Annotated in this window: 16 protein-coding genes; 4 read left to right on the forward strand and 12 right to left on the reverse strand. The window is 60.6% G+C overall.

All coding sequences use genetic code 11. The features are described 5' to 3' along the window. Positions 1 to 688 precede the first annotated feature (688 nt). From AC0Z8Z_RS07370 to mrdA, 10 genes are all read right to left on the reverse strand, one after another. On the reverse strand, positions 689 to 1,672 hold the full coding sequence (locus AC0Z8Z_RS07370) for an oligopeptide/dipeptide ABC transporter ATP-binding protein (RefSeq protein WP_485618661.1): 984 nt from the start codon (positions 1,670 to 1,672) through the stop codon (positions 689 to 691). Next, complete coding sequence (locus AC0Z8Z_RS07375; RefSeq protein WP_485618662.1) at positions 1,669 to 2,703, reverse strand: ABC transporter ATP-binding protein; 1,035 nt, start codon at positions 2,701 to 2,703, stop codon at positions 1,669 to 1,671. Before AC0Z8Z_RS07375 ends, AC0Z8Z_RS07370 begins: the two co-directional genes overlap by 4 nt. A 2-nt stretch (positions 2,704 to 2,705) precedes the next feature. Then, positions 2,706 to 3,605, reverse strand: a complete 900-nt coding sequence (ddpC, locus tag AC0Z8Z_RS07380; protein WP_485618663.1) for a D,D-dipeptide ABC transporter permease — start codon at positions 3,603 to 3,605, stop codon at positions 2,706 to 2,708. A gap of 1 nt (position 3,606) precedes the next feature. Next, positions 3,607 to 4,623: an ABC transporter permease gene (locus AC0Z8Z_RS07385; protein ID WP_485618664.1), complete on the reverse strand. Its 1,017-nt coding sequence runs from the start codon at positions 4,621 to 4,623 to the stop codon at positions 3,607 to 3,609. A 123-nt stretch (positions 4,624 to 4,746) separates the two neighbouring features. Continuing rightward, a complete protein-coding gene (locus tag AC0Z8Z_RS07390; protein ID WP_485618665.1) occupies positions 4,747 to 6,303 on the reverse strand; it encodes an ABC transporter substrate-binding protein in 1,557 nt (518 codons plus the stop codon). 224 nt (positions 6,304 to 6,527) lie between these two features. Continuing rightward, a complete protein-coding gene (ddpX, locus tag AC0Z8Z_RS07395; RefSeq protein ID WP_240356604.1) occupies positions 6,528 to 7,082 on the reverse strand; it encodes a D-alanyl-D-alanine dipeptidase in 555 nt (184 codons plus the stop codon). Positions 7,083 to 7,150: 68 nt separating this feature from the next. Continuing rightward, positions 7,151 to 8,002 carry a MurR/RpiR family transcriptional regulator gene (locus tag AC0Z8Z_RS07400; protein WP_485618666.1) on the reverse strand — a complete coding sequence of 284 codons (852 nt, stop codon included), beginning with the start codon at positions 8,000 to 8,002 and terminating at the stop codon, positions 7,151 to 7,153. Between the two features lie 384 nt (positions 8,003 to 8,386). After that, a complete protein-coding gene (locus AC0Z8Z_RS07405) occupies positions 8,387 to 9,709 on the reverse strand; it encodes a delta-60 repeat domain-containing protein (RefSeq protein ID WP_485618667.1) in 1,323 nt (440 codons plus the stop codon). A 315-nt stretch (positions 9,710 to 10,024) separates the two neighbouring features. Beyond that, positions 10,025 to 11,746 carry a ubiquinone-dependent pyruvate dehydrogenase gene (gene poxB / locus AC0Z8Z_RS07410; protein ID WP_485618668.1) on the reverse strand — a complete coding sequence of 574 codons (1,722 nt, stop codon included), beginning with the start codon at positions 11,744 to 11,746 and terminating at the stop codon, positions 10,025 to 10,027. Positions 11,747 to 12,028: 282 nt separating this feature from the next. Beyond that, on the reverse strand, positions 12,029 to 13,963 hold the full coding sequence (gene mrdA, locus AC0Z8Z_RS07415; protein WP_172612441.1) for a penicillin-binding protein 2: 1,935 nt from the start codon (positions 13,961 to 13,963) through the stop codon (positions 12,029 to 12,031). Between the two features lie 556 nt (positions 13,964 to 14,519). Between mrdA and AC0Z8Z_RS07420 the strand changes: the two genes are divergently transcribed. The 4 genes from AC0Z8Z_RS07420 to AC0Z8Z_RS07435 all read left to right on the forward strand — a co-directional run bounded on the left by AC0Z8Z_RS07420 (position 14,520) and on the right by AC0Z8Z_RS07435 (position 20,047). Next, positions 14,520 to 15,266, forward strand: coding sequence for a gluconate 2-dehydrogenase subunit 3 family protein (locus AC0Z8Z_RS07420; protein ID WP_485618669.1), 747 nt, complete (start codon positions 14,520 to 14,522; stop codon positions 15,264 to 15,266). 6 nt (positions 15,267 to 15,272) lie between these two features. Then, a complete protein-coding gene (locus AC0Z8Z_RS07425; RefSeq protein WP_122535779.1) occupies positions 15,273 to 17,036 on the forward strand; it encodes a GMC family oxidoreductase in 1,764 nt (587 codons plus the stop codon). Beyond that, positions 17,033 to 18,259 carry a c-type cytochrome gene (locus tag AC0Z8Z_RS07430; protein ID WP_122535778.1) on the forward strand — a complete coding sequence of 409 codons (1,227 nt, stop codon included), beginning with the start codon at positions 17,033 to 17,035 and terminating at the stop codon, positions 18,257 to 18,259. The genes AC0Z8Z_RS07425 and AC0Z8Z_RS07430 overlap by 4 nt, the downstream gene beginning before the upstream one ends. Before the next feature lie 657 nt (positions 18,260 to 18,916). Beyond that, positions 18,917 to 20,047, forward strand: a complete 1,131-nt coding sequence (locus tag AC0Z8Z_RS07435; protein WP_485618670.1) for an SMP-30/gluconolactonase/LRE family protein — start codon at positions 18,917 to 18,919, stop codon at positions 20,045 to 20,047. Positions 20,048 to 20,132: 85 nt separating this feature from the next. Here the strand turns inward: AC0Z8Z_RS07435 and AC0Z8Z_RS07440 are convergent, their stop codons facing one another. Beyond that, entirely contained in the window at positions 20,133 to 20,654 is a 522-nt protein-coding gene (locus AC0Z8Z_RS07440) for an Imm15 family immunity protein (protein WP_485618671.1), read from the reverse strand. Next, positions 20,651 to 22,693: RHS repeat-associated core domain-containing protein (locus AC0Z8Z_RS07445; protein ID WP_485618672.1), on the reverse strand; the 2,043-nt coding region annotated here is incomplete at its 5' end. The genes AC0Z8Z_RS07440 and AC0Z8Z_RS07445, both read right to left, overlap by 4 nt.

The raw sequence follows: 22,693 nt of genomic DNA on the forward strand, positions 1-22,693 counted from the left end.
GAAAGTTGAGTGCTGTTCTTTGGGAAGAGAAATAGTTGAACTTCAATGCAATTGCGGGACGTTAGTTCAAGTAGTGGATCCAATAAAGACCGTTGTTTATATACGGCTTAACTAACAGACGTCGAATATGGGCGCGATGAATTGCCGATGTGTTCGCGCAGCCATATGACGCGGAGCGTCAGGGAATGCATTCCCACGCAGAGCGTGGGAACGATCGAGCGTCCGGGTGTCAGCTCGAAACAACCCCATAGCCCACACCGGCCTCTTCCCGGCTAAAGCCGGTCCCACTAAAAGCAGCGCATTCAGCCAGTAAAATCCCGCACAGCCGTCAGTGGGACCGGCTTCAGCCGGGAAGCTTTTGATTTGCTTTTGATCTTGATCTTCATACGCAAGACGTCCGGACGACGCCAATCGCGACTTGGGTGCAGGCTGAACGCAGGTCTCGCGGAGTGGGCCGAGCCGCAGGGACGCGGCGAGAGCGCCGTCAGGACATGGATGTCCGTTCGGCGCGGGCCCACGGAGCGAGACCGGAGTGAAGGAACCCCGACGCAGGAAGGGCCCAACCAGGAGCAAGCACCTTTGGTTACTTGGGGATGGTGCGACTTTCGACTTTTCCAAGTAACTCGCCGAAGGCGAAACAGTCTGCCCCCAGGCAGATGCTCTTGATCTCCCTGCGCAGCACGCATCATCACGACTCCAGATGACACCGCACCTGCTCCCCCTCCACCGCCCCCCTCGCCGGCAACAAAGCCTGCGGCCTCTCGCAACCCGAGGTTGCCTTCGGACAACGATCCCGGAAAAAACACCCCGTCGGCAACGTCCGATTGCCCGGCAGCTCGGTCGGCGCCGACACCTGAGCGTCGTCCACCGCCACCCCCAGACGCGGCACCGCCTCCAGCAACAGCTGCGTATACGGATGACGCGGTCGCTCCAGCACCTCCGCCGCGGTACCCAACTCCACAATCTGCCCCAGGTACATCACTGCCACCCGGTCGGCCATGTGCCGCACCACCGACACATTGTGGGAAATCAAAATGTACGTCAGGTCCCGGCTGCGCTGCAGCTCCGCCAACAAGTTGAGAATCTGCGCCTGCACCGAAATATCCAGCGCCGACGTCGGCTCATCGAGCACGATGATGTCCGGATTGGACGACAACGCCCGGGCAATGGCGATCCGCTGACGCTGCCCGCCAGAAAACTGATGGGGAAACCGATCAAGGTATTCCGTGCGAATGCCCACCTGCGCCGCCACCTTCGCCGCCATCCCGCGCATCTCGTGACGCGGCGCCGAACGCTGCACGAACAACGGCTCGGTGATGATTTTCCACACCGGCAGCCTCGGATCGAGGGACGATTGCGGGTCCTGAAACACAATCTGCACGTTGCTGCTGCGTTCCTTGTCGCTGTCGTAGACCCAGTCAAGCCGGCCCGAGGTCGGCTTGATCAAGCCCATCAACAACTGCGCCAGGGTGCTTTTGCCGCAGCCGGATTCCCCGACCACGCCGAGGGTTTCACCGGCACGGACCTGCAGATCAATACCGTTCAGGGCATGGGCCAGGGCTTTCGGGCGACCGAGCCAGTCCTTGCCCATGGGGTAATGCACGCGCACGTCTTGCAGGCCGAGGATGGTCGGGTTTTGGCCTGGCAATGTCTGCAGGGCGGGAAGGGTCATGGCCGCGACTCCTGTGCGGTGATGTGTAACGGCGCGCTCAACCAGCAGGCGCTTTTGCGGTCTGCGGCGGCATCGATGATCTGCATCGGCGGGCGCTGCAGGCATTGGGCCGTGGCATAGGCGCAGCGATCAAGAAAGGTACAGCCTTCCGGCAGCGCGGAAAGATTGGGCACCTGACCCGGAATGGTCTTCAGGTCCTGGCCCGGCTCGACCATCTCCGGTAACCCGCTGAGCAAACCCTGGGTGTACGGGTGTCGCGGGTCGGGCATCACCTGCGCGGTGACGCCCTGCTCCACCACCGCACCGGTGTACATCACGTAAACCCGATCGCAGAACTGCGACACCAGCGCCATGTCATGGGTGATCAGCAAAATCGCCGTGCCCCGCGCACGGGCCTTTTCCCGCAGCAGCAACAGCACTTGCCGCTGCACGGTGACATCCAGCGCGGTGGTCGGCTCGTCGGCGATCAGCAACTGCGGATCGCAGGAGAATGCCAGCGCAATCATCACCCGCTGACGCATGCCGCCGGAGAGCTCGAAGGGGTAGCTGTTCATCACCTGCTCGGGGTCGGCGATGTGCATGTCACGCAGCAGCGCGATGGCCTTGGCCCTGGCGTCGGCCTTGCTCAGGCGCTGGTGATGGATGATCACGTCGAGCATCTGCCGACCGATGCGGCGCGTCGGATTGAGCGCGGTCATGGGCTCCTGAAAGATCATGGCGGCGTCGCGGCCACGCACGCTCAACAGGTCCTTTTCTTTGGCGGTGAGCATGTCGCGGCCGAGAATACTCAGGCTGCCACTCTTCACTTCGTAGGAGCGCTCCGGCAGCAGGCGCAGGCTCAGCATCGCGGTGACCGACTTGCCCGAACCGGACTCACCGATGACCCCGACGATCTCCCCGGGATTGACGTGCAGCGACACCCCATTGAGCGCCTTGACCGTGCTCTTGTAGGCCGGGAATTCGATGCGCAGGTCGTCGATGACCAGCACCGGGGCCTGCGCCGCAAGGGATTGTTGAAAAGATGCCTGCATGGTCATTTCCCCTGCTGCCGTGGGTCGAGCAAGTCCCGCACGCCGTCGCCCAAAAGGTTGAAACCGGTGGCGGTGATCAGAATCGCCACGCCGGGAAAGGTCGAGTACCACCATTGATCGAGGATGTAGTTGCGCCCGGTCGCGACCATGGCGCCCCACTCCGCCGTCGGCTGTTGCGCGCCCAGGCCAATGAAGCCCAGGGCCGAGGCCATGAGGATGGCGCTGCCGATGTCCAGGCTCAGCTGCACCAGCAATGGCGGCATGGCATTGCGCGCCACATGCCAGATGACCATGTGCCAGCGCCCGGCGCCGAAGGTTTCGGCCGCCTTGACGTAACCCATCTGGCGGATGCTAAGGGCCTGCCCACGGGCCAGGCGCACGTAAAACGGAATCCGCACCAGCGTGATCGCCAGCATGGCGTTGAACAGGCTCGGGCCCAGCGCCGCAGCCAGGGCCATGATCAGCACCAGCGACGGCACCGACAACATGATGTCCATCAGGCGCATGATCAGCCCGTCGAAACGCCCGCCGATGATCCCGGACATGCAGCCCAACAAGCCGCCGGCAAAGCACGAGGCAAAGGCCACGAACAGACCGACGCCGACGGATTGCCGGCTGCCGTACAACACGCGGCTGAACAGGTCGCGGCCCACTTCGTCGGTGCCGAACCAATGGGCGGCCGACGGCGCGGCCAGGCGCTGAGTGAGGTTCAGCGCGTTGGGATCATGGGACGCAAGCCAAGGCGCAAAGGCCATCACCAACAGCACTATCACAGTGATCAGCAGCCCGGCCATGGTCAGCGGACTGCGGCGAATCTGATGGGCCAGGTAAGCCCATTTGTCCTGCCAGCGCGACGCGGCCGGCAGTGGCGCCACGGCGGGCGCGGTGATCGGAGTCGTCATGTCAGTTGACCTCGCCAATGCGCGGATCGATCAGGCGGTACAGCAGATCGATCGCCATGTTCAGCAGCACGTAAATGAAGGAAACCATGATCGCGAAGCCCATGACCGCCGGGAAATCCAGCGACTGGATCGACTTGACCACGTAGGCGCCCATGCCCGGCCAGGCGAACACGGTTTCCGTCAGCACCGCGCCGTAGAGCAGATCACCCAGGGTCAGGCCCAGGACGGTCACCGAGGGGATCAACGCGTTGGGCAAGGCATGGCGCAGAATCACCGCCCACTTCGACAGGCCGTAGGCGCGCGCGGTACGGATGTAGTCTTCGCCGAGCTGGTCAAGCATGGCCGAGCGGATCTGCCGGGCGACCACGCCGAGGTTGACGAAGCCCAGGGTGATGGCCGGCAGAATCAGGTGCTGCACGGCGTTGAAAAACAGCCCGGTGTCGCCGGCCAGCAGCGTGTCGATCAGGTAAAACCCGGTAATGGTTTTCGGCGGGTCCAGCCCTTCGTCAAGACGCCCGCTGCCGGGCAGCCAGTTCAGGTGACCGTAAAACAGCACGATCAGGCCCAGTCCTAGCCAGAACGCCGGGGTCGAAATCCCGGTCACCGCCAGGGTGCGCGCGACCTGGTCAATGAAGCGGTTGTGGTACACCGCCGAGAGCACGCCCAACGGCACACCCACCAGAATCGACAACGTCAGCGCCGCCAGCGCCAGCTCCAGCGTTGCCGGGAAGAACGCCTGCAAGTCTTCGAGCACCGGGCGATGGGTGCGAATCGACGTACCGAGGTCGCCGTGCAGCAGGTCGAGCATGTAGCGGCCGTATTGTTGATACAGCGGCAGATCCAGCCCCAGCTGATGGCGGATGTTTTCGACAATGGCGTCGGTGGCACGGTCCCCGGCGATCAGTCGCGCGGGGTCGCCCGGAATCAGGTGCGAGATGGAAAAGGTAATCAGGGAAACGCCGAACACCACCAGCAGCAGGCCGCCCAGGCGTTTGCGCAGCATATTCAGGAAGGCCATGGGGCACCTCGGTCACGCAGTCGGTCAATAACGCGAAACAGCTCGCGGACACAGCGCTGCTCCACAGGCCCCCGCCTCCCTTGCGGGGCCCTGTGAATGACAGCGGTTTACTGGATAAAAGGGCTACTTGGTGATGGTGCCGACGTTGAACACCTGCTCCAGCATCGGGTTGAACACGTAGCCCTTGACCTTCTCGCTCATCGGCAAGGTGTAGGCCTTCTGGTAGAGGTAGGCGTAGACGCTGTCGTTGAGCACGATCTTCTGAGCCTGCTGGTACAGCTCGGTGCGCTTGGCCATGTCGTTGGTGGTCGCTGATTCGCGAATCAGTTTGTCCACCGCCGGGTTGTCGTAGAACGAACGGTTACCGGCCAGGCCTTTCAGCTTCGAGTCGAAGAAGAAGTTCATGAACATGTAGGGGTCGGCGAAGTCCGGGCTCCACGAGCCGATGGCGATGTCGAAGTCACCGCTGCCCAGGCGCTCACGCATGCTGGCGTTGGCGAGTTTCTCCAGCTTGAGGTTCACGCCCAGCGGTTGCAGACCGGCTTGCAAAGTCAGACCAATCGGTTCCCAGTTCGGGTCCTTGTCGGAGTACATGAACGTCAGGTTGCTGACCTTCGGCGACACTTTCGCAAGATCGGCCTTGGCCTTTTCCATGTCCTGCTTGAACGCCGGCAGCTTCTCGTCATAGGCCCACATGCCCTGGGGGATCGGGCCATTGAGCGGCTTGGCCTTGCCTTTCAGGATGCCGTTGATGATGCCGTCGTAATCCAGGGATTCGACGATGGCACGCCGCGCATCCGGGTTGTTCATCGGCGCTTTCTGGGTGTTGAGGTACAGCAGCGTCACTCGCAGCGACGGGTAATCGCCGACAACGATGCCGGATTTTTTCGCCAGCGCTTCGAGCTGGTCTTCGGGCATGTCTTCAATTATGTCCAGATCACCGTGTTCCAGCTGCAGACGGCGCACGGAGGCCTCGCCGATGATCTTCACCACGACCTTTTTCAGGGTCGGCTTGGGGCCGGCGTAGTAGCTGTTCTGCTCCATGGTCAGGGCCTGGCCTTTCTGCCAGTTGACCAGCTTGAACGCCCCGGAACCTGCGGTGTGAGTGGACAGATACGCGTCAGCGCCTTCCGCCTTCTTCGCCACATCCGGATTGATGATCGCCGCACCGTTGTGGGCCAGGGTCGAGAGGAACGGCGCGTACGGCGCTTTGAGGGTGAAGCGCACCGTCAATGGGTCGACCACCGACACGGCCATGTCCTCAGGGAAGGCGCCGGACGGGCCCTGCTTGAGCTTCATCACCCGGTCAAAGGAGAACTTCACCGCTTCGGCGTTGACCTCGGCACCGTCATCGAATTTGTTGCCGGGCTTGAGCTTGAATTCCCAGGTCAGGTTGTCCGCCGAGGTGGTCCAGCTGCTGGCCAGCTCCCCCGCGACTTCGGTGCTGCCTTTGCCGTTTTCGACCTTGTAGGTGACCAGCCGCTGGTACGCCGGGTAGGTCACGGTCCAGTCGTTGTTGTCGATGGTCACGGCCGGGTCGAGGGTCTGCGGGTCGGACGGTTTGCCGATCATCAGGGTGTCCTGGGCCACGGCTGCGCTGGCCGATTGCCAGGCGCCGAGGCCCATCGCAGTGCAGAGGACTGCCATCGCCAGGGTGCGGGGGGTAACGATTGATTTCATGCCGGTTCCTTGATCGTTCGATGTCTGAAAGTTCGTCAGGTTTGTTATTGAAGCTATACCGGGCAGTTCAAGCTCACAGGCGTCAGGCCTGCGAAATGGCGCACCCTGCCCTTGCGAGATCGGGTGGCGCCAGATTCAGCCGGGATTCGTGGTTGTCCCGGTCGGTTGTTCGTGTGTCCTGTCTTGTCTTGCGTCTTGCGTCTTGCGTCTTGCGTCTCGCGTGTTCAGGTGGCGGGCTGGATTGAGCCGTCGTCGATCAGCGGGTAGTTGTCGGCGTCCGGCAGTTCGTAATGCCACCACTCGCTGTCGATGTAGGTGAAGCCTGCCGCCAGCATGATCCCCAGCAACAGCAAGCGATTGCGCTGTATGTCGGCGGGCAGGTCAGCGAAGAACTGATGGGACTGCTCGCGCATGTCATCGAAACCGGTGCCCATGTCCAGCGCCTGGCCGCTGGCGTCGATCAGGGTCAGGTCCACCGCCACGCCCCGGGTGTGATGGGAACCCAGGCCGGGATCGCGCACGTATTCGGGGTTGGGCAGCGCTTGCCACAGCAGGTACTGCGCGTAAGCCGGACGATAGGCGTCGAATATTTTCAGCCTGAATCCTGCCTGGCGCGCCAGACGACTGGCTTTGCGCAGACAACGCTCGGCGTCGCGGTGCAGCAGGCAGCGCGGATCCTGGTAAATCTGCTTGCCGGCGAGGTTGTCGACGCCGGCGTAGATCAAGTCGACCTCGACCTGCAGCGCGTGGGCATCGACTTCGACGAGGGGGCTATTCACGTAACGACACTCCAGATCAGCGTGTGCGAGTTGCTTCAGTAGGACCGGCTTTAGCCGGGAAGCTCTATCTATTCAAACTGGCCAAACAGTTGTTGCAGCTCACGGTTCTTCGCCAGCCTCTGGTCGAGGCGGTCGCCATAACGGTCGGCCACTGCCGACACCATCAAATTGAACAGGCACGTCAGCGGCGCCAGGGAATCCCAGAACTGCCCCACGTCGGAATTGAGCTGCAGCAGATCGTTCGGGTAATCCCGCGCCCACGGGCAGTGAAAGTCGGTGATGAAAGCCAGCCCGACGTTCTGCTGATAGGCGACTTCGCAGAAGGTCCGCGTGACGGCGGAATAGGTGCGGAAGTCGGCAACCACGGCGTAGGGATTTTCGAATTGGGAATTCAGCGATTCGGCGTAGGTGCCGGACAAGCCGTCGACGTAGTACACCTTGGGCCGGATGTACTCCAGATGACTGAAAAACGCGTTGAGGATGCCGCGAGTGGTCTGGATGCCGACGATGAACACCGCATCGGCGCTGTGCAGCCGCTCAACGATACGGGCGAAGGTTTCGCTACGGGCCAGTGCGTAGACCCGCTGGATGGCTTCCAGCTCGCGGTTCATCGAACGTTCCAGTGCATCGCCCTGGGTGTTTTCTTCGCGAAAGGCGCCGAGCCGATCAGTGATCACCCACGGACTGGCGCTGTCACCGCGAAGGCTTTGTTTAACGTCGTCGATATTGCGATAACCCAGCGAGCGCAGGAAGCGCCCAACCGAAATGCCAGTGGTCCCGGTCTGCTGGGCGATGCTGTCAGCGGTCTCGAACGGCAGCTTCTGCGGATTGGCCAGCAGGTAGCCGGCGATACGCTTACCCGTCGGCGTCAGGTCGCTGAACCGCTGTTCCAGTGCATCAAGGAAGAGACGCTTTTCCATGGGGATTCCGCTGGTGGAGCCGGGTTGCGTAGACCGGGATAATGTTATCCGACGGTCATTTTGCAACAGGATGTTAGCAACATAACATCGCGCTTCGCGGGCTTACAACGCTTTTTTCAAGAGATTTAAGGCGGGGAATTTTGGTGATTCAGGGTGGTGCGCAGAGCGCGAAAACGCGCTGTTTGAGGGCGAAATATCGAGTGGATCGAATCACCGGGGGTGCCCGTCTTTGGATAAGAGCAAAACCTGTCCGGAGACAACTGATTTCAGGCGAAGGATTGCGTCGACTGAAGCACAGTGTCTCCGGACAAAGCCGGCCTCCCAAGTGTGATAAAGAACAACTTGAAACGCCGATGTTGCTACTAACCTTTACTGACCGGTGCTTCAGTCCTCGACGCTCTCGCCAAGCAATCTGACGATCACCGGGACGTCGACCCATGTCCTGTCAACGGTTGCTGCAAGAATGTCAGATTGATTTTGAATGACCACACGGTTAAAAGGAGTCAGCGTGGGGTACTCGTTAACTCCGGTGTTACCGAATGAAGTGTCTGGCGTCCCGTTCGACGCAAGCCTGACCACGCGCGCAACGCCCGGCGACGTTAAGCTCTCGCCACTTACAACGATGCGCTCTTTACGGTCTACAGCTAGGCAAACGTTGTCCTTTTCAATATCTCCAATCAATACCGGCTTACCATCATTAAACTGCGGATCTTGTTCGCCGCTCTTCACGAGTCTCACTACAGCGACAGGTGTATCGAGGGAATCAACGGCGAAAAGCAGGGTTGTAGCCCCTTCTTCAGACACGTGTATCTGACTGATGTAAGAGTTCAACCCGTTGATCTTAAGCGTCTGGGTGCCGTCATGATTTGGCCCGTAGTTTGCGTCTACCTCACCATCCGCGCCATACCGGGTAACGATCCCCGCATCCCCTGTGGACGTCGCCCCCACCAATGTGAGATCCCCTGCGGCGTCAACGCCGTAATCTTTCCAATGAGCGGCATTACGGTCTGCCGCCGCAGCGATGACTCTCAGACCCCTATCGCCATAGCTCAAATCTGGTAGACCGTCGTTTTTGAACTTTACGAGGGCGTACGCGTATTTATTTTCCTTCAGATCGGCGAGGCCACAGCAGAACAGAATGTCGCCACCGGACTGTAAGGTGCCTGGGTAAGAATTAAAAGCCGAGGACTGTACGTTAGGCCTGGTACCGTCTCCATCGCGCTCTTTATCAAATTTATAAAGCATCACCCCTTTGGTACCAAAGTCCGGATCCATCTTGCCTTCTGCGGTAATGCGCACCGCTGCCGGATAATAGTAGATGCCGGAAGTCGCCTCATCCCCGGTCCTCACAAGGGCTCGGGTGACGCCAACGCAGGTTATCGTGCCTGCTGTACTTGCGGCCTCCAACTTGCCTTTGGGCTGACTAAATATCAAACGTTGGATATCAATCACCGCGCTCATCTCTTCATTGATCGCGGTGATCTGTACACGTGGAAAATCATGATCCATAGTGCCGTCGGCGTTGTAACGCCAAAGCTCGCTCGCATCCGCACCGACAGGATAGACAGTCAGTGACATGTAAAACTTCTGCTCGGTCGTCGTCGTTGGATCAGCAGCAAACGTTGGCGTCACACTTCTGATGACACCGTCTTCGGCAAAGTTTACATCCCGGTCACCTGCGTGATGGCCAAGATTAACGTCGCCCATTGCGCTCCTTTTGCTCATGATCATCTTCCTTAATGAATGGGTGTTGAGTGTTAGAGCGTAGCCGAGGCGAACATCTGACTCAAACGCCTGTAGCGGTACTTTACAGCGCTCTTCTACGAACAAAACCGCAATAAACCAAGGAGTTACCGATGACTGGTATATTTCGAAATTACGCTTATTTCCAATAAATCTAATACTGCAGGATATGAACTGGCTACGCGTGATGTTGCAGTCTGCATTTAATCCGTTTTCATTCTTATAACCCTTGAACAGGCACTGCGCACTGAACGCAGCACCCATCCGGGGAGCTGACAATCAGCGCAAATTGGTCTTCGCCAACTCCAGCACCATGTCCGCTTTACCGTTCATTACAGCCTTAAGCATGAACAGGCTGAAGCCTTTCGCCTGGGCGAGTTTGATTTTCGGCGGCATACCCAGCTCCTGTTTCGCGGTCACCACATCCACCACCACCGGTCCCGGATGCTCGAAGGCTTTCTTCAGCGCATTCGGCAGGTCGGCCGAGTCCTCCACGCGAATCCCCAGAATGCCCGCGCCAATGGCGATGTTGGCAAAATTGGTGCTGTCGAAGTCAGTGTCGTGGGGCACGTATCCACCCGCCTGCATTTCCATCGCAACAAAACCCAACGAGCTGTTGTTGAACACCACCAGCTTGATAGGGAGATTGAGCTGGCGGATCGATAGCAAGTCGCCCATCAGCATCGACAAACCGCCGTCACCGCACAGCGCCACCACTTGCCGTTGCGGGAAGGCCGCTTTCGCGCCCAGGGCCTGGGGCATGGCGTTGGCCATGGAGCCGTGGTTGAACGAGCCCAGCAGCGAGCGCTTGCCGTTCATGGTCAGGTAACGCGCGGCCCACAGCGTCGGGGTGCCGACATCGACGGTGAAGATCGCGTCCGGATCGGCGTAGGCGTCCACCAGTCGCGTCAGGTATTGCGGGTGAATCGGCTCGCCATGGCCCGAAGGCGTGGCCAGTTCGTCGAGTTCTTCGCGGGACTTGGCGTAGTGATCCAGCGCTTTGTCGAGGAATTTACGGTCGGTGTGCGCCTTGAGGCGCGGCAGTACGGCATCAAGGGTTTCAGCGATGCCGCCCGCCAGACCGAGGGCCACCGGCACGCGACGGCCAATGGCGGTCGGGTCGATATCAATCTGAATGACCTTGGCTTTTTCCGGGTAGAAATTGCGGTACGGGAAGCTGCTGCCGAGGATCACCAGGGTGTCGCAGGCCATCATCGCGTGGTAGCCGGAGCTGAAGCCGATCAGCCCGGTCATGCCCACGTCGAAGGGGTTGGCGTATTCGATGTACTGCTTGCCGCGCAGGGCGTGAACCACCGGCGCCGAGAGCTTCTCGGCCAGCGCGACCACTTGATCGTGGGCCTCGGCACAGCCGGCGCCCGCGAGAATGGTCACGGCCTTGGATTTGTCCAGCAGGTCCACCAGACGTTGCAGGTCGGCTTCTGCCGGGATGACCCGCGCTGGAGCGTGATCGACCCATTCTGGCTTAATGTCCGGCGCTGCGCTCAGGGCAACGTCACCGGAGACCACGATCACCGCCACGCCGCGCTGGCTGATGGCCGCGCGCATCGCCCGCTCCAGTACCCGCGGAAACTGCTCGGGGGTGCTGACGGTTTCGACGAAGTGGCTGCACTCCTTGAACAAATCGGTGGGGTGGGTTTCCTGGAAGTAGTTCAGGCCGATCTCGGAAGACGGAATCTGCGCGGCGATGGCCAAAACCGGCACACCGCTGCGGTGGCAGTCATACAGGCCGTTGATCAAATGCAGGTTACCCGGACCGCAACTGCCCGCGCACACCGCCAGCTTGCCGGTGGACGCTGCTTCCGCACCGGCAGCAAACGCCGCGACTTCTTCGTGACGGGTGTGCATCCACTTGATCTTGCCCAGGCGCTGGAGGCTGTCGGTCAGGCCGTTCAGGCTGTCGCCGCTGACGCCCCAGATCTTCGAGACGCCGGCTGCGGCGAGGGTTTGGGCGAGGTAGTCGGCGATGGTTCTGCTGGACATGGGGCAAATTCCTTGTCGAGTCGAATTGGCGCGCGAGGCCGAAACAGACCCCACGCGTGGTCTCAAATCGACCTGTAGCGTCGGGGACAGTTCAGTGCTTCTGAGGATGCGCGGGGCAGGCTGTGCTTGCAGTGCCCGCGCCAAAGGCTTCGCGGGCAAGCCTGCTCTCACGGATCAAGCGTCGGCCTTTCAAGGGCGAAGCGTCAGCCCGCGTCAAGAACATCGCAACCTTCCGGGCGGGACCGGGGTGGCGCTCCTGCCGACCGGTGCAGTGAGGACACCTCACACCGGCGGCTGGCCCGCAGGCTTGTTCGGCGCGGCGATCTGCACCTTCGGATTGATCGGCGTGACACTCGGCGTGGCGTATTGCTGTTTCAGGTGGCCGTCCTGATCCAGCAGCCAGGCATCAAGGATTTCCCGCACCACGGGACCGGCCACGCGACCGCCCGCCTCGCCGTTCTCGATCATCACCGCGACGACGATCTTGGGACTGGCCGCCGGCGCAAAACCGACGAACAAGGCGTTGTCGCGGTGCCGCTCCAGGGTCTTGTTGCGGTTGTAGCGTTCGCCCTGCTTGATCGCCACCACCTGCGCGGTGCCGCTCTTGCCGGCGATGCGGTATTGCGCACCTTGCGCGGCCGCGCGGGCGATACCGCGCGGGTCGTGCATCACCGCTTGCATGCCAGTGTTGACCTGATCCCATTCGTGGGAATCACGCAGCACGATGTTCGGCATCGGATGCTCGTCCACCGGCGCCACGCCGCCGATCTCCTTGGCCAGGTGCGGGCGGTGCCACACACCTTTGCTGGCGATCAGCGTCGTTGCCTGCGCCAGTTGCAGCGGCGTGACCTGCATGTAGCCCTGACCGATGCCGAGGATCACCGTTTCCCCCGGGAACCAGGCCTGACGGCGGGTGATGCGCTTCCATTCTTTCGACGGCATCAGGCCCGCCGATTCTTCGAACATGTCCAGGGAGACCTTCTGGCCGATGCCGAACATGGTCAGGTAATCGTGCAGTCGGTCGATGCCCAGCTTGTGCGCCAGGTCATAAAAGTAGGTGTCGTTGGAGCGCATGATTGCCGCGTAAAGGTCCACCCAGCCATCGCCGCTGTGGTTCCAGTTGCGGTACTTGTGATCGAAATCCGGCAGCTGGAAGTAGCCCGGATCGAACACGCGGGTTGACGGCGTGATGACGCCGCTGTCCAGGCCGGCAATCGCCACCTCCGGCTTGATCGTCGAGCCCGGCGCGTACAGCCCGCGCAGCACGCGGTTGAACAACGGCCGGTCGACGGAATCACGCAGCGCGGAATACTCCTTGAAGCTGATGCCGGTGACGAACAGGTTCGGGTCGAAGCTCGGCTTGCTGACCATCGCCAGGACCTCGCCGGTGGCCGGATCAATGGCGACCACCGAGCCGCGACGATCCCCCAGCGCGTGTTCCGCCGCCTCTTGCAGCTTGATGTCCAGGCTCAACGTGATGTTTTTGCCCGCCACCGGATCGGTGTGTTTGAGCACCCGCAACACGCGGCCCTGGGCGTTGGTTTCCACTTCTTCATAGCCGACATGGCCATGCAGCTCGCTTTCGTAGAACCGCTCGACGCCGGTCTTGCCGATGGACTGTGTGCCGCGGTATTCGACCTGGTCGAGCTGGGTCGCTTCCTTCTCGTTGATTCGGCCGACGTAGCCGATGGAATGAGCAAAATGCTCCGCCAGCGGGTAATGGCGAACGAACTGCGCCTCGACGTCCAGCCCCGGCAGGCGGAACTGGTTGACCGCCAGCAGCGCGATCTGCTCCTCGGTCAGCTCATAGAGCAGGGTTACCGGCACAAAGCGGTGGGGCGAGTTCTTCATCGCCTTGTCGAAGATGATCCGGTCCTCGTCTGGCAGGTTGAGGATCTGCATCAGCTCGTCGATCACCGCGTGCCAGTCCCCTGCGCGCTCGCGGGTCATGGTCAGGTTAAAGCTGGGCCGGTTGTCGGCGAGGATCACGCCGTTACGGTCGAAGATCAGCCCGCGTTCCGGCGGAATCGGCAGCACGTGGACGCGGTTGTTTTCGGAGATGGTCGAGTGGTAGGCGAATTCGGTGACTTGCAGGAAGTACATGCGGCACACCAGCGCGACGCTGAGCATGGCCACGAAAACGGCGCAGGCGATCAAGCGTTTGTTGACCAGCCGGGTTTCCTTCTCGTGGTCTTTTAAGGGTATGGGATCGGGCATTTCTGTTGCTACTCGGTGAAAAGATGAACGGCACAGTCAGCGCCCCGCATGAAGTTGCAGGACGCAAATGGCGTGCACGATACCAATAAGTGGCTCTGGGGACGGGCTCCCCTTCATGAAGATTCTGTCAGATTCACGCCGTTGCACGAGTGCGCGCAGGCCGGGAGCACGCGCGGTTCATGTGTATGGGTCGGATCAACTGACTCGCTTCGGTCACCTGACCGGGGTTCCGCGAAAGCCCATTGTTACTGGGGAGAGGCCTGACTATTACGAAATCGGTAACAGTCATTTACGAAAATCGTCCGTGGCAATAACTCGCAACACATCTACCATGGCAGTTGGCGTGAAAAGATGATGATCAGTTGCGGCAATTCCCCGCCTAGCGTGCGCCATTCGCATGCTGGCCTGCCAGAGACCCAATGTCACACCCCGCCAAGAGCCAGTTGCCGTGCACATCGTATGTGCGGCAATACCCGTGATAAAGAACGCAGAGCATAGCCCCGGCACGGACCATTCCCCAATGGCCTGTGGGGGCGTGGTTTTGCAGGAGCCCGGAATGACAGAGAAATCCAAAGGCCTCACCCGCCGCCAGTTGCTGAAAGGTTCAGCCACCACGCTGGCCGTGGGCGCCGCCGCTACGGCCCAGGCCGCCACCGTCGTCGGCGTTCCGCAGTGGGTGCCCTTCGACCACAACGGTCCGATGCACTACGACACGCCCGGCTGGCAATTCTTCACTGACGCCGAAGCCACTGCGGTGGAAGCCATCGTCGCCCGGCTGATCCCCGCCGATGAACTCAGCGTCAGCGGCAAAGACGCGGGTTGCGCAGTGTTCATCGATCGCCAACTGGCCGGCGAGTACGGCACATTCAGCCGCCTTTACATGCAGGGCCCGTTCGTTCAGGGCACGCCGATGCAGGGTGACCAGTCGGAACTGGTGCCGCGCCAGCGTTATCGCCTTGGCCTGGCAGGCCTGGAAGGGTACTGCCAGAAACAGTTCCAGAAAAACTTCAGCGCCCTGACCGCGGAACAGCAGGACAAGGTCCTCACCGGCCTGGACAAGGGTGAGATCAAGCTGGAGGGCATCGACGCCAAGCTGTTCTTCCAGCAAGTGCTCGGCAACACCATGGAAGGCTTCTTCGCCGACCCGGTCTACGGCGGCAACCGCGACATGGTGTCGTGGAAAATGATCGGCTTCCCTGGTGCCCGCTACGACTACCGCGAGTACATCGGCCTGCACAACCAGAAGCTCAATCTGGTGCCGCTCTCCATCATCGGCAGCTCCGCCTGGACCAAGAAGGGTTAATTCGACATGGCCAAAAAACTACCATCCACGGACGTCGTGGTTGTCGGGCTCGGCTGGGCCGGATCCATCATCGCCAATGAACTGGCTGACGAAAACCTGAAGATCATCGGCTTCGAACGCGGCCCATGGCGCGACACCGCTGCTGACTTCAACGTGGCCTCGGCCGCGGATGAACTGCGCTACAACCGCCGTCAGGACCTGATGCTGAGGACCCGGCAAAACACCACGACCATTCGTAACAGCGTGACCGAGACAGCGCTACCCATGCGCAGCTGGGGCTCGTTCCACCCCGGTAACGGCACCGGCGGGGCTGGCAACCACTGGGCCGGCATCACTTTCCGCTTTCAGCCCCACGAATTCCGGCTGCACAGCTACCTGACCGAGCGTTACGGCAAGGAGCTGTCGCCAGAATTGACCCTGCAGGACTGGGGCACCGACTGGGAGGAAATGGAGCCGTTCTACGCCAAGTTCGATCGCCTGGCGGGCATCTCCGGCAAGGCCGGCAACATCAAGGGCGTGATCCAGGAAGGCGGCAACACCTTCGAAGGTCCGCGTTCCGAGGAATACCCGAACCCGCCGACGGCACAGACCTACGCCCCGACGCTGTTCGCCGAAGCCGCGAAAAACCTGGGCTACAAGCCGTTCCCGGTGCCGTCGGCCTTGCTTTCGCGCCCGTATGTGAACTCCCTGGGCGTGGCCATGGGCGCCTGCACGTTCTGCGGTTTCTGCACCAACTACGGCTGCGCCAACTACTCCAAGGCCAGCGCTATCACCACAGTGCTGCCGGTGCTGGTGCGCAAGCCGAACTTCACCGCGATGACCAACTGCGAAGTCCTGCGGGTGACCATGGACAGCAGCGGCAAGCGCGCCACCGGCATCATCTACATGGACGCCAACGGCGAGGAATGGGAACAGCCCGCCGAACTGGTGGTAATCAGCGCGTTCATCTTCGAAAACGTGCGCCTGATGCTGTTGTCCGGCGTCGGCCAGCCGTATGACCCGGTGACCAACACCGGCACCACGGGCCGCAACTACGCCTACCAGACCGCCAACAGCGTACGCATGTTCTTCGATGACAAGAACTTCAACCCGTTTATCGGCGGCGGCGCCATCGGCATGGGCATCGACGAGTTCAACAACGACAACTTCGACCACTCGGGTCTGGGCTTCGTAGGCGGCGGCAGCACCCGCGTGACGCCGATCGGCGCTGCGCCCATTGACTCCCGCCCTCTCCCGCCCGGCACGCCGGCCTGGGGTTCGGAATGGAAGAAAGCCACGGTGAAGAACTACGCCGCCACCATGTCCATCGGCTGCGAAGCGAGCAGTTACGCGACGCGCACCAATTACCTGTCGCTGGACCCGACCTATAAAGATCCGCTGGGTCGCCCGCTGCTGCGCATCACCTTCGACTTCCCGGAGAACGACCGCAAGATGGCCGCGTACGTCACCGGCAAGGTCGGCGAGATCGCCAAGAGCATGAACCCGCGGCAGATGGTGCCCAGCTCTCAGCAAGGGCACTGGAACAGCGCGCCATATCAGTCGTCGCACATCGTCGGCGGCTTTATCATGGGCGCTGATCCAAAAAACAGTTCGGTGAACAAGCACCTGCAAGTGTGGGGCGTGCCGAACCTGTTCGTGGTCGGCTCCTCCGCTTTCCCGCAAAACCCGGGCTACAACCCGACCGGCACCGTCGCGGCACTGGCCTTCAAAGCGGCGGATGCCATCCGCACCCGCTACCTCAAGCGTCCAGGGGAGATGATCAGCGTATGAAAACTCTTCTGACAGTCTGCGCAGGCGTTATCGGCCTGTCTGTTTCCCTTGCGCACGCAGCAACCGGCGCCGATTCCTACAACATCGTGGAAAAAGGCCGCTACCTCACCACCCTGGGCGACTGCACGGCGTGCCACACGATCCCGGGCAAACCGCTGTTTTCCGGCGGCGTGATCCTCGATACGCCGTTCGGCAAGCTGGCGGGCGCGAACATCACGCCTGACCCTGCGACCGGCATCGGCCGCTGGAGCTTCGAGGATTTCCAGAACGCCATGTCCAAGGGTCACGGCCTGGACGGCAAGCGCCTGTATGGCGCCATGCCGTTCACCGCGTACACCAAGGTGCTGCGTGAAGACAATCTGGCGATCTTCGCGTACCTGAAGACAGTGGATCCGGTGGAGAACAAGGTTGAAACCAACCAGCTGCCCTTCCCCTTCAACGTGCGCACCAGCCTGATTGGCTGGAACCTGATCAACTTCAAGGAAGGCGAGTTCAAGGCCGATCCGCAGAAGTCCGAGCAGTGGAACCGCGGCGCGTATCTGGTGGAAGGCCTGGGGCACTGCGGCACGTGCCATACGCCAAAGAACCTTATTGGCGGTGACAAGAACGACCAGTTCCTCACCGGGGCCAATCTGCAGAACTGGGTCGCGCCGAACATTACCTCCACGGGCCACGATGGCATCGGTGCGTGGAGCGAGGCCGATATCGTCAAGTACCTGAAGACCGGCGCGAACCGTTTCGACATCGCCTCCGGGCCAATGGCCGAGGAAGTTGAACATTCTTCGCAGCACTGGAAGGACGAGGATTTGCTGGCGGTGGCGGTGTACTTGAAGGATGGCGCCAAGCCGGTGGAAGCGGCCAAGCCGATTGCTGCAGACGATGCGGCGATGGTGGCGGGCAAGGCGATTTACGCGGATCGTTGCTCGGCGTGCCATACGCCGACGGGTGAAGGTGCGGCCCATCTGTTCCCGAAACTGGCGATGGCGCCGTTAGTGAACAGCAATGACCCGTCTTCGCTGATTCGTGTAGTGCTGGCAGGCAGTCGTGCGGGCGCGACGGATGCGGCGCCAACGGCTCCGGCGATGCCGGCGTTTGGCTGGAATCTGTCGGATGAGAATGTCGCGGATGTGCTGACGTATGTGCGTAATACGTGGGGCAATGCGGCGCCGGCGGTGTCCGGTTCGGATGTGAAGGATGTGCGGGAGGGGTTGAGGGCGAAGTAGGTTTTTCGTTCTTTGCCTGGCCTGGGAGCGTGCCCGGCCTTGGGGAAGATCAAGGGCGTCTGCCTAAGGGCAGACATTTCGCCTCCGGCGAGTTACTTGGAAAAGCACCCCAAGTAACCAAGGGTGCTTGCTCTCGGTTGGGCCCTTCCTTCGTCAGGGTTCCTTCACTCCGGTCTCGCTCCGTGGGCCCGCTGCCATCCGCCATCCATGGCGGGGGGCAGCTCTCGCCGCATCCATGCGGCTCGGCCCACTCCGCGAAACCTGCGTTCAGCCTGCACCCAAGTCGCGTTTTGTGGTGTCTGGACTACCGCGTAGAAGATCAAAAGCTTCCCGGCTAAAGCCGGTCCCACTGTCTGCACGCGATGCTTTTAGTGGGACCGGCTTTAGCCGGGGAGAGGCCCGTTTGGGCACTATCAATCTTGCTGCTCAACACTGATGATCGTGCCCACGCTCCGCGTCGACTCCCGGCTGAATCCGGTCCCACCGACTGCACGCGTTGCCTTTAATGGGACCGGCTTCAGTCGGGAAGAAGCCCGTTTGGGCAGCGATGTCCTCGAAGGGTGAACGGGATAACCCACCCATCATTCACTTGTACGATGTCTTATCACGAGGTATTACTAGCGACCCGTAAAAAAATAATAGAACGGAGATCGCTACATGGACTCATCCCTGTCCGCCTTGCCCGCGCACGCTGAAACCGCTGGTCACTCAAGCGGCAACACCCGCCGCAGCTTCCTGAAAAAATCCCTCGCCGTTTCCGCTACGCTGGCCACCGTCGGCAGCACCGCTCTGCCCCGCCTCGCGTCTGCCGCGGAACCCCTGAGCCAGCGCTACCCGGATCCGCTCGTTCACATTCTCGACGACAGTTTTCTAGAGCTGCGCGTGTTCAACGCCAGCGTCGAAAAACTCGCCACGGGCATGCGTTGGGCCGAAGGACCGGTCTGGGTCGGTGACGGGCGTTACTTGCTGGTCAGCGACATTCCCAACAACCGCATCATGCGATGGGACGAAATCACCGATACCTTCACCGTCTACCGCGAGCATTCCAATTTCTCGAACGGCATGTGCCGCGATCGCCAGGGCCGCCTCATCGTCTGCGAGGGTTCCACCACCGCCAGCGAAGGCCGGCGCATCACCCGCACTGAATACAACGGCACCATCACCGTGCTGGCCGACAGCTTCGACGGCAAACCCTTCAACTCCCCCAACGACATCGTCTGCAAAAGCGACGGCTCGATCTGGTTCAGCGACCCGCCCTTCCAGACCAGCAACAACTACGAAGGCCACAAAATCACCCCGACCCAGCCCCACGCGGTTTACCGCATCGACGGCGAGAGCCGGAAAGTCACCCGGGTGATCGACGACCTCGCAGGCCCCAACGGCCTGTGTTTCTCGCCAGACGAAAAGACCCTGTACGTCGTCGAAGGTCGCGCCAAACCGAACCGCCTGATTTGGGCCATCGCAGTCAAGGACGACGGCACCCTGGGCGAACGCCGCAAACACATCGAAGGCCTGGACTACGCCGCCATTGATGGCATGAAGTGCGACGAAGCCGGCAACCTGTGGTGCGGCTGGGGCGGTAACGGCGACCCCAAGGCCGACCTCGAAAAACTCGACGGCGTGCGCGTGTTCAACCCCCAGGGCAAGGCCATCGGGCACATCTCGCTGCCAGAACGCTGCCCGAACCTGTGCTTCGGCGGACGCGAGGGGAATCGGTTGTTCATGGCGAGCAGTCACTCGATTTATTCGCTGTTTGTGAATACGCGTGGGACAGGGTTTGCGGTGTAGGGGCTGACTGGATCACAAGACGGTCAATCGACCGTCTACCTGCGCACTGCTCTTGGACTAAAGGGGACCGCACCCTTTAGGGTTTTTACACCCCAAGTTTTTTAGGGACTGCGTAAATCCTTATTATGTCCTCCCCGCTAGCCGAGTCGTGGAATCGGCTTTCATAAAATTCAAAAATCGGTTCAAGGTTGCATCTTGCAAAATGTCTTTTTACTTCATTCATCTCTCGTGAGCTTTCAGTTCTCTGCTTGGCTTTTATCTTTTCCACGAAACAAGTTGAGACTGCCGCTGGGTATATGAATATGTGCGGCATCAACACACCCTGTTCTGCGAACAGATCAAAGTCAGGAAAACTTACCGCGAAAAAGATATCTTTGCTTTTCTTAGTGACTGAAAGCGTCCTAATCGAGGTCATGAGAAAGAATGAAAGACCGATCAAAAAATCCGAAACATTGTCGTTCTCGATACTTTTCGTTAAAAGCTTCAATCGGTGATGCCTAGAAATCAAAGGTATTTCTTCGAAACTTTCGAAGTCTGAGAAAAATACGCTCAAATCGTTATAGGGTTCTTTACTGATTATTTTGCGAAATAGCTTCGTCAACTTCATTTTTTCGGAATACTCCATCCATGACTGTTCAGCCAGTCGATAGTCTTTCTAGAAAACTTCACCTCTCCCTTGCCTTTGTCATGGATTGATCCGTCAAGGTTATAGCCAGATCCGCACTTGCAGTGGGCATGCCACTGACTGTATGGCACGTCCTCCTCTGGACGGTCAATCCGAGTGATGTCAGCAGGACCCTGACGTTTTTCGACTTTTTGTTGTGCCTGTCTGGGCGTACCCCCCGTTCGCCCGCCAATTTTGGCGAGCCCCAGCGGGTCAATCCATCCCGTCGGGTTCGGCACGTAGTGGTAGAGGTTTAGCCCGCCACTGTAGCCAATCGGATCCTTGCTGATAAACCGCCCGACCCTTGGATCATAGTACCGATGCCGGTTGTAGTGCAGGCCGGTTTCGTGGTCGTGGTACTGGCCCTGAAAGCGGATCGGGTTGGTCAGGCCGATTTGTTGGGCGAACTCCGAGCGCTGTTCGGTTGCTTCGCCCCACGCTTTGTATTGAGCGCTCCAGGCGGTGTTGCCGTTCTGGTCGGTTATTTCCTGGGGCGTGCCGAGGTGGTCGCATTGGTACCAGGCGAGGGCGTCGATTGGCAGTGCGACAGGTTTGTAGTTCCAGAGCGGATCTTCTTTGAAGTTGTAGCGGCCTTCGTAGGTCGGCTGACTCACGAGGCGGATTGTTTCGTGGCGGATGGCTTGAGCCACCGGCACGAAGGTGCCGGGTTCATGGATGTAGTGGACGGTTCGGCCGAGGGCGCCGGCGTGGGGCGGCGGGCTGCTTTCCCAGGCCAGGTTGTCGCCGTCCCAGCCGTACAGGGTGAAGCCGCAGCCGAGTTCGCGCTCTTTGCGGGCGTGTTCGTTTTCGTTCCAGCCGGTGCCGGCTTCCGGGCGTGGGCGGTAGTGGGCTTTGGAGAGTTTGTAGAGGCGCCTTCCGAGGGGGTCGTAGCCGAAGTCGACAGTGAGGCGCGGATCTCGGAAATGCGCGAGGCGATCGAAGAGGTCCCAGTGCAGTTCGCTGCGCAGGCCGTCGGTCCAGCGCGTTGTCTGGTTGCCGTGTTCGTCGTATTCGTAGTGATTGCCGCCGTAGTCGCGCAGCAGGTTGTCGATCAGTTTGTGGCGGACAGGCTCCGAATCTAACGGACGGCGGACGGGTGCGGCGCTGTCGTCGAGCAGGTTGCTCGCGGGGTCGAAAACGAAGGTTTCTGTGCCTAATCGACTGGTGGCGCTGAGTAGGCGGCTGACGGGGTCGTAGCGGTAACTTAACGGGCCGCGACGGCTGTCCTTGATATCGGTGAGTTGGCCGGCAGCGTCGTAGGTGTAGGCGCGTTTTATGAGCGTGGATTTGTCGTTTGCTCGTCCTAGCAGTTGTTCTTGGAGGCGTCCCGCCGGGTCCCAGCTTTGGGTTTGCAGCAAGCTGTTGCCTTGATGGCGGGCGACTTCGCGATGCAGATCATCGCGTTCGTAACTGAGCAGTTCGTGCTCGTCGAGCTTCATACCCAGCAAATGACCGCTGCCGTAGGTCAGCCAGCTGACGCGATGCCCGTCTGGGCGAATGGTCGCAACGCGGTTGTTCAGCGCGTCGTACTCGTGCTGCCAGACGGCAACCAGCGGCTTATCCAGATTCGAGTAATGCTGGTGCTCGCGCAGCAAATTGCCAGCCGGGTCGTGAAACCATTGCAGGCGGCTGACGGCGTTGGTCGCCATGACCAGATGGCCGTTGCCATCGTAGGCAAAGGTTTCGCTCTGCGACTGCTCGCCGAGCGTGGCGCGGCGTTCGGTCAGACGGCCCATCGGGTCGAAGGTCAGTGCAATGCTGCGTTGCCCGTTGATAGTCTCGGCAAGGCGCCCGGTTTCCGGATCATACTGATAGCGGGTCGAGCGACCGTCGAAACCTCTCTCTCCCAGCAGCCGGCCCACAGGATCGTAGTGAAAGTGAGCACGACGTTCGTTTTCGTTTTCCAGCGCGATCAACCGGCCGAGCTTGTCCCAGCGATAGCGCAAGGTTTGCTCGGCAGCGTCGACGCGTTCGGCGATGAA

The organism is Pseudomonas sp. 1L-C-7-B-C1 (assembly GCF_057291635.1).